This window comes from Ruminiclostridium papyrosolvens C7 (assembly GCF_000421965.1).
GTDB lineage: Bacteria > Bacillota > Clostridia > Acetivibrionales > DSM-1351 > Ruminiclostridium > Ruminiclostridium papyrosolvens_A.
Window position 1 is genome coordinate 266175 of the sequence record NZ_ATAY01000020.1, and the last position, 14495, is coordinate 280669.

13 protein-coding genes and 1 tRNA gene are annotated in these 14495 nt (G+C 34.5%); all 14 read left to right on the forward strand.

Annotated features, from left to right (window positions below; all coding sequences use genetic code 11):
* Nucleotides 1-47 precede the first annotated feature (47 nt).
* The 14 genes from L323_RS26250 to L323_RS26315 all read left to right on the forward strand — a co-directional run bounded on the left by L323_RS26250 (nt 48) and on the right by L323_RS26315 (nt 14478).
* Nucleotides 48-123: transfer RNA gene (locus L323_RS26250), tRNA-Thr, on the forward strand.
* Between the two features lie 754 nt (nt 124-877).
* Nucleotides 878-1117 (forward strand): hypothetical protein, encoded by a 240-nt coding sequence (locus tag L323_RS26255; RefSeq protein ID WP_020814616.1) that lies wholly within the window; start codon nt 878-880, stop codon nt 1115-1117.
* Nucleotides 1075-1677, forward strand: coding sequence for a helix-turn-helix transcriptional regulator (locus tag L323_RS26260; protein ID WP_020814617.1), 603 nt, complete (start codon nt 1075-1077; stop codon nt 1675-1677). Before L323_RS26255 ends, L323_RS26260 begins: the two co-directional genes overlap by 43 nt.
* A 147-nt stretch (nt 1678-1824) precedes the next feature.
* Nucleotides 1825-2748, forward strand: coding sequence for a UbiA prenyltransferase family protein (locus tag L323_RS26265; protein ID WP_020814618.1), 924 nt, complete (start codon nt 1825-1827; stop codon nt 2746-2748).
* Between the two features lie 34 nt (nt 2749-2782).
* On the forward strand, nt 2783-4093 hold the full coding sequence (locus tag L323_RS26270; RefSeq protein ID WP_020814619.1) for a lipopolysaccharide biosynthesis protein: 1311 nt from the start codon (nt 2783-2785) through the stop codon (nt 4091-4093).
* Between the two features lie 25 nt (nt 4094-4118).
* The gene (locus L323_RS26275; RefSeq protein ID WP_020814620.1) at nt 4119-5120 is read left to right on the forward strand and encodes a glycosyltransferase; all 1002 of its coding nucleotides are present in this window, start codon (nt 4119-4121) and stop codon (nt 5118-5120) included.
* Between the two features lie 4 nt (nt 5121-5124).
* Complete coding sequence (locus tag L323_RS26280) at nt 5125-6174, forward strand: NAD-dependent epimerase/dehydratase family protein (RefSeq protein ID WP_020814621.1); 1050 nt, start codon at nt 5125-5127, stop codon at nt 6172-6174.
* A gap of 46 nt (nt 6175-6220) precedes the next feature.
* The gene (locus L323_RS26285) at nt 6221-7627 is read left to right on the forward strand and encodes an aspartate aminotransferase family protein (protein WP_020814622.1); all 1407 of its coding nucleotides are present in this window, start codon (nt 6221-6223) and stop codon (nt 7625-7627) included.
* A gap of 33 nt (nt 7628-7660) precedes the next feature.
* The gene (locus tag L323_RS26290) at nt 7661-8470 is read left to right on the forward strand and encodes a glycosyltransferase (protein ID WP_020814623.1); all 810 of its coding nucleotides are present in this window, start codon (nt 7661-7663) and stop codon (nt 8468-8470) included.
* A gap of 48 nt (nt 8471-8518) precedes the next feature.
* Nucleotides 8519-9583, forward strand: a complete 1065-nt coding sequence (locus L323_RS26295) for an endonuclease/exonuclease/phosphatase family protein (protein ID WP_242835243.1) — start codon at nt 8519-8521, stop codon at nt 9581-9583.
* A gap of 6 nt (nt 9584-9589) precedes the next feature.
* Nucleotides 9590-10432 (forward strand): glycosyltransferase family 2 protein, encoded by an 843-nt coding sequence (locus L323_RS26300; RefSeq protein ID WP_020814625.1) that lies wholly within the window; start codon nt 9590-9592, stop codon nt 10430-10432.
* A gap of 159 nt (nt 10433-10591) precedes the next feature.
* Nucleotides 10592-11533: a protease inhibitor I42 family protein gene (locus L323_RS26305; RefSeq protein WP_020814626.1), complete on the forward strand. Its 942-nt coding sequence runs from the start codon at nt 10592-10594 to the stop codon at nt 11531-11533.
* 174 nt (nt 11534-11707) lie between these two features.
* Nucleotides 11708-12289 carry an HD domain-containing protein gene (locus tag L323_RS26310; RefSeq protein WP_020814627.1) on the forward strand — a complete coding sequence of 194 codons (582 nt, stop codon included), beginning with the start codon at nt 11708-11710 and terminating at the stop codon, nt 12287-12289.
* 131 nt (nt 12290-12420) lie between these two features.
* Nucleotides 12421-14478 (forward strand): LTA synthase family protein, encoded by a 2058-nt coding sequence (locus L323_RS26315; protein WP_020814628.1) that lies wholly within the window; start codon nt 12421-12423, stop codon nt 14476-14478.
* Nucleotides 14479-14495: the final 17 nt, after the last annotated feature.

The following is a 14495-nucleotide window of genomic DNA, read 5'->3' on the forward strand; positions in this document are numbered from 1 at the left end:
TGAATTGGCAGGAATTTAGTGCTAATATATAGAGTGCAAGAATGTATGCTGGTATAGCACAGTCGGTAGTGCAGCTGATTCGTAATCAGCAGGTCAGCGGTTCGATTCCGCTTACCAGCTCCAAAACTCAAAAACACCCTTCAACAGTTTATGTTGAAGGGTGTTTTTGAGTTTTGGAGAATTTTGGCATAAAAAATGCGTCTTTTTATGTAGCTCATATTATGATGTGTATTCAATAAATATTATTGTATTTTTATTTATTATATTAGGCTATGTATTCACATTACCATGATAAAGATAAATTAAAAGTCACAGGAACAACCACAATAAGACAAATACATCAGTGTACCTATTGGTGTACCTCCAATTAAATGTACATATCCGGCTATTTTTATAAATTTAATAACATAATAAAATAGGGCATAGCAACTAATTTTTAAAGTAGTTTCGCTAGTGTCCTTTCTTATTTTGTCTAAGTATAATGAAAAATCAACACATTGATATATTTGTAAATATTGTATAGAATTAGAATAATTAATAAAAATTAGTTAAGTTTAATTTTTGAATTGAGATTTATTGGCTGGAAATATATGTACAAGTAAATTTATGTCTCATTGCAGAAGGTAGTTCAACTATTCCGAAAATTCCGATAGAATCCGTATTAACTCAAACCTCCGAAACTAGTATTTTGCAAGAAGATAATGTAATAAGCTCTTGGCAATAAGCCTCATCCTAACCGAATAAAATTCTAAAATTTCCATAAGAAAATTCACTTAAAATAATTTTACATAATTTGGAAATATAGGTTTCAATGTTAAACTTCTGATGTTATTTTTAGACTTAACATAAATTTAACTTATTCTTGGGAGGCTATGTAATGGAAAACTATCAACAAAAAGATGAAATATTATTATCATGGAGGAGGTGTATAGAAAACAATCTTTTACCACAACAAAAAGTACCCCAAAGCAATTTTGAAGAAAAAGAAATAAAGAAGTTGTCGGACAAAAATAAAATCTTAATATCAGTTTTTGAAGAAGCATTAGATAATGTAGAAAGTAAAAATATCGATAAATGTCTTTTTTTATATTATCAGATGTTAACAAAGTCGCTCTAAAACTTTTCGGAAGAAGAAAACTCCTATCCTATGCACAGGAATCACTAATACAAACAGGAACTAGTTTTGATGAATTAATAAGTGGGACAAACTCTATAGATTTGGCAATTAGACTTAACATTAGTTCTTATATGCTACCCGAAAACAACTACTGTGATTTTCTTAGAAATTGGTATATGTTTTCTGTACCAATAATGACAAAAAATGAAAATCGGGGGTGTATAAGCATACTTTCCAGAGAAAATTGTATTAATCAAGAAATAGCTCTAATAGTCGGGCTCCTGTCTTATAAAATTTCCAATGAATACAAAAAACGAAAAAAAATAAATAGCACTAATTTATGTGATGTTACGCTGACTGATAGTCAAATAAGGATTTTGAAAGTACTTGCCCGGGGCTGCACTGACAAATGCGCTGCCATGGAACTAGGTATAAGTCTTGGAACCGTCAGGTATCATAAAACCAATATTTTCAGGAAACTAAATGTTGAAAGCTGTGTACAAGCTATAATGAAGGTTCTTAAATATGGAATTATATCTTTGGATGATATGGAATTATAGACGAAATACCACTGTATTATAATCCAGTCAATAAATTAAGCTACAAATTACTGGATTATAATACAGTGGTAGCAATTGCACATTATGATATAATCTGTAAGAAAAGTGAAAATTTACAGATATTTAACAAAGAAAGATGGAAATAACATGAAGCAAGAAAGCACTTTGAACGTAATTGAAGAAAAAAACAGTTTTACAGATACTGTTATATGCTTTATCAAATTAATACGTGTAAGGCAATGGTCAAAAAATATTTTTGTATTTTCAGGGGTATTGTTTCCGTCAGGTTTAATTGGATTATTTCAGGTAGTTAATCTAATTATTGCATTCCTATTATTTTGTGGGATTTCAAGTGCAGTGTATATTATTAATGACGTAATTGACTTAAAAAAAGATATGCTGCATCCGGTAAAAAGGTTCAGACCTCTGGCTTCAGGCAAAATAAAAGTAAAGTTTGCACTGTCAATTTTTTATGTTATTTGTCCGGGTACTATAGTATTATCCTTTTTCCTCAACAAATACTTTGGAATAGTTATATGCGTATATTTTTTGATGAATCTATCCTATTCTCTGAAACTAAAAGAATTTGTATTTATTGATTTATTAATTATTTCTTTTGGCTTTGTTCTTAGAACATTTTCAGGAATAATATTAGTTAATGGAAAAAACTCATTCTGGTTTTTATTAAGTATAGCTTTTCTTTCATTATATCTTGGAATGAATAAGCGTAAAAAAGAGCTGCTTACACTGGAAGAGGATTGTCAAAAACATCGCAAAAATCTTGGTGAATATTCCATTGGATTAATTAATGAAATAATTCCCATGCTGACAGCCTGTACTGTAATATCTTATTCTTTTCATACCCTGTACGAAGTAAAGGTGAAATACACAATTCTTACAATACCCATTGTAGTATATGGAATTTTCAGGTATCAGTACCTTACAGATAAAGCCGGCTACGGCGAAAGTCCCGAATTGGTATTGCTAAAGGACAGGCCTATAGTTTTGGCTTTATTTGTGTGGGGAGCTATATATATTTCTGCAAAACTTCTGACAAACGGGTTATTCTAGCGAAATAGCATAATTTAAGGAAAAGGACGAAACAATGACATTTATACAAGGATTAATAGAAAATGTTAAGCAAAAATCGAGTAAATTAATTCGAAATGGAGAAATAAGGGCATTTATCGAGAATTTAGGCATTGTATTTATTTTCAGATTTACATCTGCCATTTTAAGTGTCATTGGGTTGGTCTTGGCAGCAAGGTATCTTGGAGCAGTTTCAGTAGGGCATATTACAGTGATTCAGAATACTGCCTATCTTCTTTATATACCAATGTGTTTCGGCATAAACCTGTCGATTATAAAGTTCTTACCTGACTGCAAGAATGAGGAAGAAAGCGAGAGGCTTCTGGGCTCAATTGGTATTTGGAGTTTAGCTTTAACAGTTATATCAATAATCTCATACTGGCTGTTTCACTCATTAATTAACAAGGCTTTGGGCTTTTCCACAATACAATTATTGTTGACTGTAATTATGGCGGTTACTATAAACTATTCAATGATTACCGAGGCAATATTAAGGTCAAGAAAACGGTTTTTAGCCTTAGGTATTATTAAAATGGTAAGTTCTTTAATATTTTTTACATTTACATTGATTTCAAGCCTTGTTTTTAAAAATTATTTATACTTTGTATATGGCATGATCATAAATCAGGTTGTTGTAATAATATGGTCATTAAAAACTATAAAAATCAAGAAGTTCAGATTTTCCATAGAAACCTCAAAGCTGGCGTACAAGTATGGAGCGATCAATATGGTCAGCGGTGTTTTATCCTATATCATGTTTAACAGCGACCTTTATATCGTTAATCATTTCTGTTCAGCTTATGATGTAGGTATATATTCACTTTATCAGGTAAATGTAAAAAACTTTTTTAACCTTATGTTTCATGAGATATTTGCGGTAGTATTTCTTCCGACTATTGTTCAGATGGATACCATGAAAATTTATAAAAGGATTAAGTCTCTTATACCTCTTATGCTTCCCATTGCAATAATTGCCAACATGGCTCTTAGTATATGTATGATATTACTTTACGGAAGAAATTACACCATAAATTGGATATATGTTTTGCTAATTTCGGTAAGTCTGGGTTTTCATTTTTTATATTACGTGTTTAATTCAGTATTCACTGTTGAGGGTAAAAAGGGTGCATTACTTTGCATGAGTGTATTAGTTCTACCCATGCCGGTACTAATATTTATAAGTATTGTGCTAACAAGGTCATGGGGCATAACCGGAGAGTTAATATCCTTACTCGTTACTCAGCTGACATTAGTTGGCGTGTTCTTATTTATCATAAAATTCAAATATCTTAAAAATAAACAAACTCACATTAAAATATTGAAATGATTTTAAATAGTGAAAGGAGAAAAAGATGAATAATAAACCTTTAGTTTCAGTCATTGTACCTAACTATAATTATGAGAAGACTCTGCCTAAGTGTTTTGAAGCACTGATGAATCAGACATATAAGGATTTTGAAATTATATTTGTAGATGACGGCAGCGCAGATAATTCCATAGAAATAGCAAAAAAGTATCCGTGTAAAATATTCAAAACACCTAAAAACGGAGGCGTGGCGGCGGCACGAAACCTTGGGGTTGAATATGCCTCCGGAGATATTTTGTTTTTCCTTGATAGTGACGTTGCTTTGTATAAGGATGCAATTGAAAACACCTTGAAAGAATTTGAGAAGGATCCTTCCCTTGGCTCTGTGTGTGGAATTTATTCAAAAGATCCACTGTTTAAGGGAGGTTTGGCGAAAGACTACAGGACCCTGCAAGGCCACTATTGGAGAATAACTTCTGTCGGTTATGTAACGGCAGGCTTCTTCTCGTTGGGAGCTGTAAAAAAATCTGTATTCCAAGAACTTAAAGGATTTAACGTAAATCTCAGTAATACTGAAGAGATTGAATTTGGTAACCGACTCAATCAAAATTACCGTCTATTACTTACCGATAAGGTGGTAGGCTGCCATGACGACGAAGAAAGACTGAAAACTCTTGCAAGAAAGATACATATCAGAGCTGTCCAAAGGATACCGTTTTATTTACACAGGAAAAAACTTACAAAAGGTTTTGAAACTCCTTTGAGAGGCCTTGGAATGTTGGCTGTGGGATTAAGTACGTTGGCGATTCCGGCGACAATACTCAGCCTGTATTTTGCAGCTTTATTTTTGGTTTGTGTTCTGGCTTTTGTATTCTCAGATTTTGGACAATACAAATTTGTGTTTAAGGAAAAAGGCTTCTTTTTTACACTGGTATTTATAGCATTTCACTGGATAATCACAGCTGTTGCCTTTTGGGGATTTGTCAGAGGTGTTTTAAGCATGATATTCAGTAGTAAATTCCGTGAAAAATATTCCTATGAGGGGTGAACAAATGAAAAGGAAAGTTCTTATAACAGGAAATAACGGAGTTTTGGGCAGAAATCTGGTTAAGTATTTACATAAAAACGGAAGTGAAAATTACGAACTTGTTCTTTTTGATATAAATCAGAATAACTCCGAATTTTCAAACTTTCAGACATATAAGGGTGATATAAGAAAAAAAGAAGATATAGAAAAGGTTATAGGGGATATTGATATCGTAGTCCATTGTGCCGGAGCATCTCCTTCTTATGAAGAATCTGAGATATACGACATAATTATAAACGGTACAGCTAATTTATTGGAATGTGCATTTACTGTAGGAAAGGTCGAAAGATTTGTTTACATATCATCCACCTCCGTATATGGAGTGCCTGAAAAGGCTCCAATATATGAAACAGACGAAGTAAAGCCCTATGACCCCTACAACAAGAGCAAGATAGAGACAGAAAGACTTTGTGACCATTGGAGGACTAAAGGTCACTGTGTCAGCGTACTTCGTCCGAGATCTTTTTTAGGGCCTGAAAGGCTGGGAACATTTGGCATACTTTATGAATGGGCAAGTGAAGGAAGGAACTTCCCGATGCTGGGGCCGGGGAAAAACAAATACCAGTTATTGGATGTAGAGGACTTATGTCAGGCAATTTATTTGGCCATATCGGTAGATGCCGACAATGCAAATGACCTTTTCAACATCGGAGCAAAAGAATTTTCGACTATAAAGGATGATTACCAAGCGGTACTTGATGCGGCCGGTTTTAATAAAAGGATAATATGCTTTCCTGCAAAACCGATGTTTTTTATTCTGAATATCCTTGAGAAATTAAAGCTTTCTCCTTTTTACAAAAGGCTTTATCTCAAGCTCAACAGAAACTACTATGTTTCTATTGAAAAGGCAGAAAAGAAACTTGGTTATAAACCCAAGCATTCAAATAAGGATTCTTTAGTAAGGAATTACCGATGGTATCTTGAAAATAGGAATAAAATTGGAAATAAACCGGGAGCAAGCAATAATGTTGTTTGGAACCAGGGAATTTTAAAATATGCCAAACTATTTTTTTAAGTCATAAAATTTAATTTTAAAAATATAAACAAGGGGGAGTTAGAAAATGTACGAGGATAAGAATTTTTTAACAATTGAAGATGCACACAATATGACAGAGAAAGAAAACCTGAGATTATTTAAAAAGCACATTTCAAGCCAGCTGGGAAAAACACTTTCAATGCTCGGTTTTGCCGATTCCATTCCTGTAGAAGCAAGCGGAATGTATGTTACCTTGAGAGATGGTCGTAAGGTTCTTGATATGACGGGACATTTGGGAATGCTTGTTGCGGGACATAATCATCCGAGAATAATAGAAGTGAGAAGAAAATGGGCGGAAGAAAAGAGATTGGAGTCGTGGAAATTTTTCCCTTCACCGTATCAGGGAGTACTTTGTAATAATCTTTCACTTATTTTTCCGGAAGACCTTGAAGTTATGTTCTTCTGCAATAGTGGAGCCGAGGCCAATGAGGGAGCATTGAAGCTTGCAGAAAAATATAGCGGAATGTCAAGAAAAACCGTTGTTTATACGGACATATCATTTCACGGCAAAACCCACGCAACACTTACATTATCAGGATCTGAAAAGCATCAGAATCATCATTTCAATAAAACCGAAAACTGCATAATGATAAAATATGGTGATATCGAAGATTTTAAACGAGTTATTGAAGAAAATAAAACCGGAAAAAATTCAACTAAAATAGGTACATTTATAGTAGAAGCAATACGTTCCGAAGGTGTTGTTATACCTGATAAAAGCTATTATGAAGAGGTTCGTAAACTATGTGACAAGTATGACATCGTACTTATAATGGATGAGGTGTTTACCGGCTTCGGAAGAACAGGAAAAATGTTTGGCTTTGAGCATTATGGCATTTGCCCTGACATTTGTTCCTTCTCAAAGGCATTTGGTGGTGGAAAGGCCACATTTGCAGGATTTATTACAAGACCAAAGATATTTAATAAGGCATATTCAAAAATGAATGAGGCAACACTACACTCCACTACATATAACGGTTTCGGTGAAGAGGTAATTTCTGCTATTGAAGTGCTGAATATTATCAGAGATGAAAAGCTGCTGGAAAATTCAGAAGAAATGGGTAAATACCTGTTGTCGAGACTTCAGGAAGTCAAAAAGGAATTTCCTGATATAGTAGCCGATGTACGTGGAGTTGGTCTATTGGCATGTATCATTTTCCATTCAAGGGCAGAGAAGATAGTTAAATTTTTCTCTAGTACAGGTACGGATTTGGTAGAAAAGTTTGTTACAGGTTCTGTAATAACCTCAATGCTCAAGGACTACAGTATTTTGCTGAACACCCCTCCTCATGATTCAAGTCAGATACTTATTACACCAAGCCTAATTATTAACAGAGAACAAATAGATTACTTTATTGAATCCCTCAAGAAAGTTTTAAGTGATAACCTGTGGAAAGTAGGGTTTGATTACCTTAAAAAGCTAAAAAGCTAGTCTTAAAAAGAAAACAACAGAGGGAGTAAACGTATGAAAAAAGCTAGTATTGTAATTCCTACAATGAATAAGCTTTCAAGGCTCCGCTTGATTCTAAAGGCTCTGGAATCTCAGGTTGATGATACTGTAGAGGTTATAATAGTATTTGACGGTTGCTCTGACGAAGTGCTTTGTGATTTTAAAAAGTTAAAGCTGGGTTTTGAGCCGATACAAATAATTCACCCTGAAAACGTTGGGAGGTCAAAAGCACGTAACTCCGGTATTTTAAAGGCATCTGGTGAAATTGTCATTTTTCTTGATGATGACAGGATACCATGCAGTGATTTTGTATCAAAACATGTAATGAGCCATAAAAATGGGCGCTTTGCAATAGTTGGACAAAGAAACAATGTGGAATATCCGGAAGAAGTCCTTGAACAGTTTTATCTGAATGGCTTAACAGAATCGGACTTCAGAAGGATTGACAGGGATTCAATACCTGAGCCATATGAACCTGCAAAAAAAATTGCGCGCCTTATATTCGGCCAGCTTATAGAGCGAATAACTTTCAGTACCGGAAATTCTTCGGCACGCAGAGAAGACCTGATAGCTGTCAATATGTTTGATGAAAATTTTACAGGATGGGGTCTTGAGGATACAGATCTGGGGTACAGGTTAGGCAAATCGGGAGTTAAAATCAAAAGAAATTTCTCGATAGTAAATTTCCATCTTGTTCATCCTGTAAATAAATCTCAACAAAGTAGCGAAAATCAAAAAAACTTTGAGTATTTCCTCGGAAAAATTGAAGGAGATAAAGCTTCAATACGGATGGCAAAATTTCTGAACAAGCTTATATACCGTTAGCTCCTTCTGAATCCAAGTCTAAATAAATTTGGAGGTTTTATATCTGTGATGAAAAAATATGTACAAAATGCAATTAAGGCACTGGCAGTATTATGGTTTGTTTATATGATTATACATATTGCATTTGTAGGAAAATTCTTTCTTCTGAATTTCCCCTCAAGTACGCCTACATTCTTTTTCGTAATTGTTCCCGTTATACTGTTGGTATACTTTTTAGTTCAAAAAAAGAAAAAAGTCATATTCATAGGTATAATGTCAATCTCCTTGATAATGGGAACAACTCAGTTTGATATAAATATTGCAACAAAAAGTAACAACAATATAAATAAGGATAATTACATGCCGGTGAAGGTGTTTTGCTGGAATACAAATCTCTGGGATCAGTTGAAAGACGGAAATGCGTTTTATGATTATCTGAAAAATCAAAAAGCAGATGTATACCTCCTTCAAGAATACCTTCACTGTGTAACTGACAGGAATGATAAAAGTCAGAAGCCATTTAAAATCTGCAATATCATTCCGGGATTTCCACCGAATTATCTTACAATAGACGAAACAGAAAGGATTAAGAAAGAATTTCCGGGATACTTTTTCTCAACAGACGGCCAGTTTGTTATTATCTCCCGATATCCTATTATTCGTTCTCATGCGGACTATTCTGAGCAGTATGCGGTCTCAGATGTGGACATAAACGGTAAAACAATGCGCTTTTTTAATGTGCATATGCTACTTCACATAGAACCAGGAAATCCTTTTGTACCGTATTTTTATAATGCAATCTCAAGAAGATACAAGGCCAGGGAAATTGGGTTTAAAAACTTAAACGAGGACATCAAAAAAACGAATACAGATTACTTTATAGAAGGAGATTTCAATTCTTCAAAATCTATGGGGGTAATGAACGGACTGCTGAAAGATCATATTGATGCAGTAAAATATTCAAGAGACATTTTACCGCTGACGTTTGAGATGGATGGATTAAAACTTTGGAGGTTTGACTACGCTCTTGTACCTAAAAATGACAATATACTTATCAGTTCATACAAATGCCTTCCCCATAAGGGTTTATCAGATCATAATCCATTATCTATAAATATGTATTTAAAAAGGTGATATATTATGAAAAAAAGCCATGATTACCCAAAGGTTAGTATTATCATCCCTGTATACAATATGGAAAAATATCTTGGCAAATGTCTGGAAAGTGTTATAAACCAGACATATACCAATATAGAAATTATTGCAGTAGATGACGGTTCCGAGGATAATTCCATTGAAATCCTAAATGAATACAGCAAAAAAGACCAACGTATTAAAGTATATCAGAATGAAGTAAACAGGGGTGTTAGCCATACACTGAATCATGCACTTAAATACAGTACAGGTCAAATAGTTGCACGAATGGATTCAGACAATATCATGGTCGAAGACAGGATTGAAAAACAGGTTGCTTATCTGATGGAAAATCCTGAGTGTATAGTTGTTGGAGGGCAGGAAACGTATATTGACGAAGATGATAAAATAATAGGGGGAACCAGATTCCCCCTTAGTGACAAGGAAATAAAAAGAAAGTTTTTCTCCTTTCAGCCTATCGCGGATCCAACCAGTATGTATAACCGCTCAAAAATCCCTTCTGAAGTTTTCTACTTTGATGAAAGCCTTACAGTAGCTGAAGGTTTGGATTTGTATTTCAGGCTATTTAAATACGGTAAGTTCGCCAATATAGAAGATTCAATCATACTCTACCGTCAAAGACAAGGTTCACTTATCTCAACAGATATTAAAAGGACCTTTAAATTTATATCAATTGTGCGCAAAAGAGCAAAAAAACAATATGGAATACGACCACCTTTTATGGCTGGAATTATTAACTTTTGTCAAAAAATAATTACTTCAATACTGCCTATTTGGGTAGCGGTGAAAATAAATGATATTATTAAGAAGCTTACTGTAAAGGTATAAAAGAAAATTGACTTTTAGTGTCCTATTAAATATAATGTATATAGAAACCATATTTCCCAAAATAAGTAATTAATCTATATCACTTTTATGTGAAATCTTTTGATACATAGGATAAAACAAGAAGGTTTGAAAAATAGATTATGCAAGGAGGAAATATTAATGGAAAAGAATTACACGTGGAAGTCCAAAAGAGTTATGAAATGCATTTCAGTTTTTATGTCTGTAGTTATCTTTTCATTCCTTATTGCTCCGGTAAAAGTAAGTGCGGAAACATCAATTACTGACGATGGAGTGGTGAGGAGTTATACACTTTTCGGAGATCTCAATAGTGATAATAACGTCGATTCTCTTGATTATGCAAAAATGAAAATGATATTATTGGGAACGACTTCTCAGCATACTGTAAATATTAAAGCGGCAGATTTGAATGGCGATGGTGATGTTAATTCATTAGATTTAGCAATAATGGGAAAGTTCATGACTGGAGAGATAAGAACGTTCCCTGTTGAAACAAAATATCCAAGTACCGGTGATAACAGCACTATGTATCCTTTCCTTAATGATAATTTTCAAATAGCATTAGAGGAAAATGGGTCAACAGGTTATCAGTGGGATTATGTAATATCGGATGTTGCTGCAGCTACATTGGTTTCAGAAGACAGCTATTGCTTTACTCCAAACGCTGTTGGTACACCAGTTCAAAAGGTATGGACTTTTAAAGCATTAATGCCGGGTAAGTATACAATTGAGTTTACATACACGCAGCCCTGGGAAACAGATGCGGAACCATTGAAAACCGTTAAATGCGATTTATATGTAAGTACTGTAAATGGTACCGTAATAAACGTAAATCAAGGTGATACATTTAAAATAGCGATGATTGGCGGAGGAATTGCAGGGTATTCTTGGAAATATACCATTCCCGAAGAAATGCCATTTACGTTACTCTCAAAAGAAATATTGGATGAGCATCCGAATTCGGCTGATTCCATGTACTTAATTGTATGGACATTCACCGCAGTAAAACCGGGAAGTCATAACCTTGTATTTATCGGGACACCATTTTCTCAGAAGGTTGAATGCCAAATAAATGTAGTTTAATGAAGCACAACCATTAAAAATTTCGTCTAAGAAGCTGTACAGTTTTCCTGAAGTTCAGGTGCTGTACAGTCTTTTTTTAAAGTTACTCTTGTTTTAATTCTTATAAAAATATTATAATAAAATAGCTTGTTAACTGTGTTTATATTAGAAATTATCCAAGTGAAGGGGTTACATATGAATTTAAAAGATAGCTATATTGAATTATATAATACATATATCAAACGTGACGGAGCCGACAAACTTCTGGAATATATGCTGTCCAAATCAAGTGATTTCTTTACGGCCCCGGCAAGTACAAGGTTTCATGGTTCATACGAAGGTGGTTTGGTTGAACATAGTATAAATGTATATGAATGTTTGGTTGATTACCTTTCAAGGACAAGAGTAAAGGATATTTATGGTTTAAGCTACGATTCGGAAACCATTGCAATATCTGCACTCTTACATGATTTATGTAAAATAAACTGCTATAGGCCGGGAACCCGGAATGTAAAGGATGAACGTGGTGTTTGGCAGACAGTTCCAACTTATGAGTATGATGACAGGCTGCCTTATGGACATGGTGAAAAATCAGTATACATAATAACTGGATTTATGAAGCTTACAAGGGAGGAAGCCTTTGCAATACGTTATCACATGGGCTTTTCGGGCTGTGAAGATAAGAGATGTATAGGGGATGCATTTGAGCAATTTCCGCTGGCATTTGCATTGTGTACGGCAGACATGGAAGCTACATATTTTATAGAAGGAAAATAAAGGGCATTAAAAGGCATAACAGTCCATAAGTACCAATAAAAAAGTATCGCTGACATATCATATTGTCAGCGGATTTACTGATAATAAATGTATAAATGTTATTACAAATTTATTAGAGAGCAGGAATGTATGTGGATAAAAAAATAGCCCGCTTACAACATTGTGGCTCAACATTGTTTTTTCCTATATCTATTATTTATCTTGAGTTAGTATTTAAATTTGTTGTATTTAAAGAACTGTTCAACATTGGTTTTATATATATGGTTTTATTTTCAATTCCTGCTGGGATATTGTTATATTTAGTATGCAGCTTGTTCAACAGCAGAGTTAACAGAATTATATCCGTAGTCCTTACTTTATTTCTAACATTCATATATATAGTCCAGATTGTTTACTATCAAATATTCAGTACCTTTTTGGCTTTATTCTCACTAAACGGTACTGACCAGGTACTCCAATTCTGGAAGGAGGTACTAATTGCCGTAAAAAACAAGGCCGGTGCTATTCTTTTCCTACTCATACCGATTTTATTCCTGATTATTTTCAGCAGGAGTCTTTTTCTTGCGAGAAAGACCACAGGAAAGTTGAAAGCAATTTTGGCAGTGGTTATGGTATGTTTTCAGGTGGCAGCTACAATTCTGGTCTCTCTGTCAAATACCGGGGAGCTTAGTACAAGTTTTCTTTATTCAAGAGCTATCATACCCGATTTGGCAGTAAACAGATTCGGTATGCTTACTACTTCACGTCTGGATGTAAAACATTTGGTTTTTGGGTTTACAAGCTCCGATGATGATGAAAAAGAGCAAATGACTGCTGTTGATGATAACAAAGGAATGGGGACTCTACATCAGCCATCAAAGCAAAGTCAGGAAAGTACTGCAAAAACTCAACTTGATAAAAGCAAGGATTCTTCGTCAGATGAAGTCAATTCTGTTCAGGAAGCAAGTAACGAGTATAATATAATGAACCTTGATTTTGACAAACTTATAGCCGGAGAAAGCGACTCTACCATTGCTTCAATGCACAGGTATTTTAATACTGTCAAACCGACTAAAAAGAATAAATACACCGGAATGTTTAAGGGTAAAAACCTGATAATGATAACTGCTGAGGGATTTTCACCGTATGCGGTAGACAAGGATTTAACACCGACACTGTATAAAATGTCTCAGGAAGGTTTCAGGTTTACCGATTTTTATACGCCTATATGGGGAGTAAGTACATCTGACGGAGAATATGTAGCTTGCAACTCACTGATACCAAAGCCCGGAATATGGAGCTTTTATGTATCGGGAAGAAACTATATGCCATTTTGCATGGGAAACCAGCTGAAAAAGCTTGGATATGGTACACGTGCATACCATGACCACTCATATACCTATTATCACAGGGATGTATCCCACTCCAATATGGGATATTCTTTTAAAGCCGTTGGTAATGGACTTGAAATGACAAAATCCTGGCCGGAATCAGATCTTGAAATGATTCAGAAGACAGCAGATGACTATATTGGGAAAACACCTTTTCACACATATTATATGACTGTCAGCGGACACCTGATGTATACCTTTAACGGAAATGCAATGGCGGAAAAAAATAGAGAGCTTGTCAAAAACTTGCCATATTCACGGGCAGTAAAAGCGTATCTTGCCTGCAATATAGAATTGGACAGAGCTATGGGAGAGTTAATAGCCAGACTTGAAAAATCTGGACTTGCAGAAGATACACTTATTGCTATAAGCCCAGATCACTATCCTTACGGACTCACAAACAGTGAAATAAGTGAACTTGCAGGGCATCCTGTGGAGACAAATTTCGAACTTTACAAGGGAATATTTATTTTATGGTCAAAGGGAATAAAATCTGAAGAAATAAGTAAACCCTGTGCCAGTCTGGACATATTGCCTACAATATCAAACCTGATGGGTGTGGAATATGACTCCAGATTACTCATGGGAAGAGATATATTGTCGGATGCATCACCACTTGTTGTGTTCTCAAACTGGAGCTGGCTTACGGATAAAGCACGCTACAATTCAAAAAACGGTAAATTTATTCTAGCGGAGGGAGAAACAAAAGAATCTGTGAGCAAACAATACAGAGATGAGATATCACAACGTGTAAACAACATGTTTAGTTACTCCGCAAAAATATTAGATACAAATTATTACAATAAAGTATTTAAATAAATATAAATAAAATTATT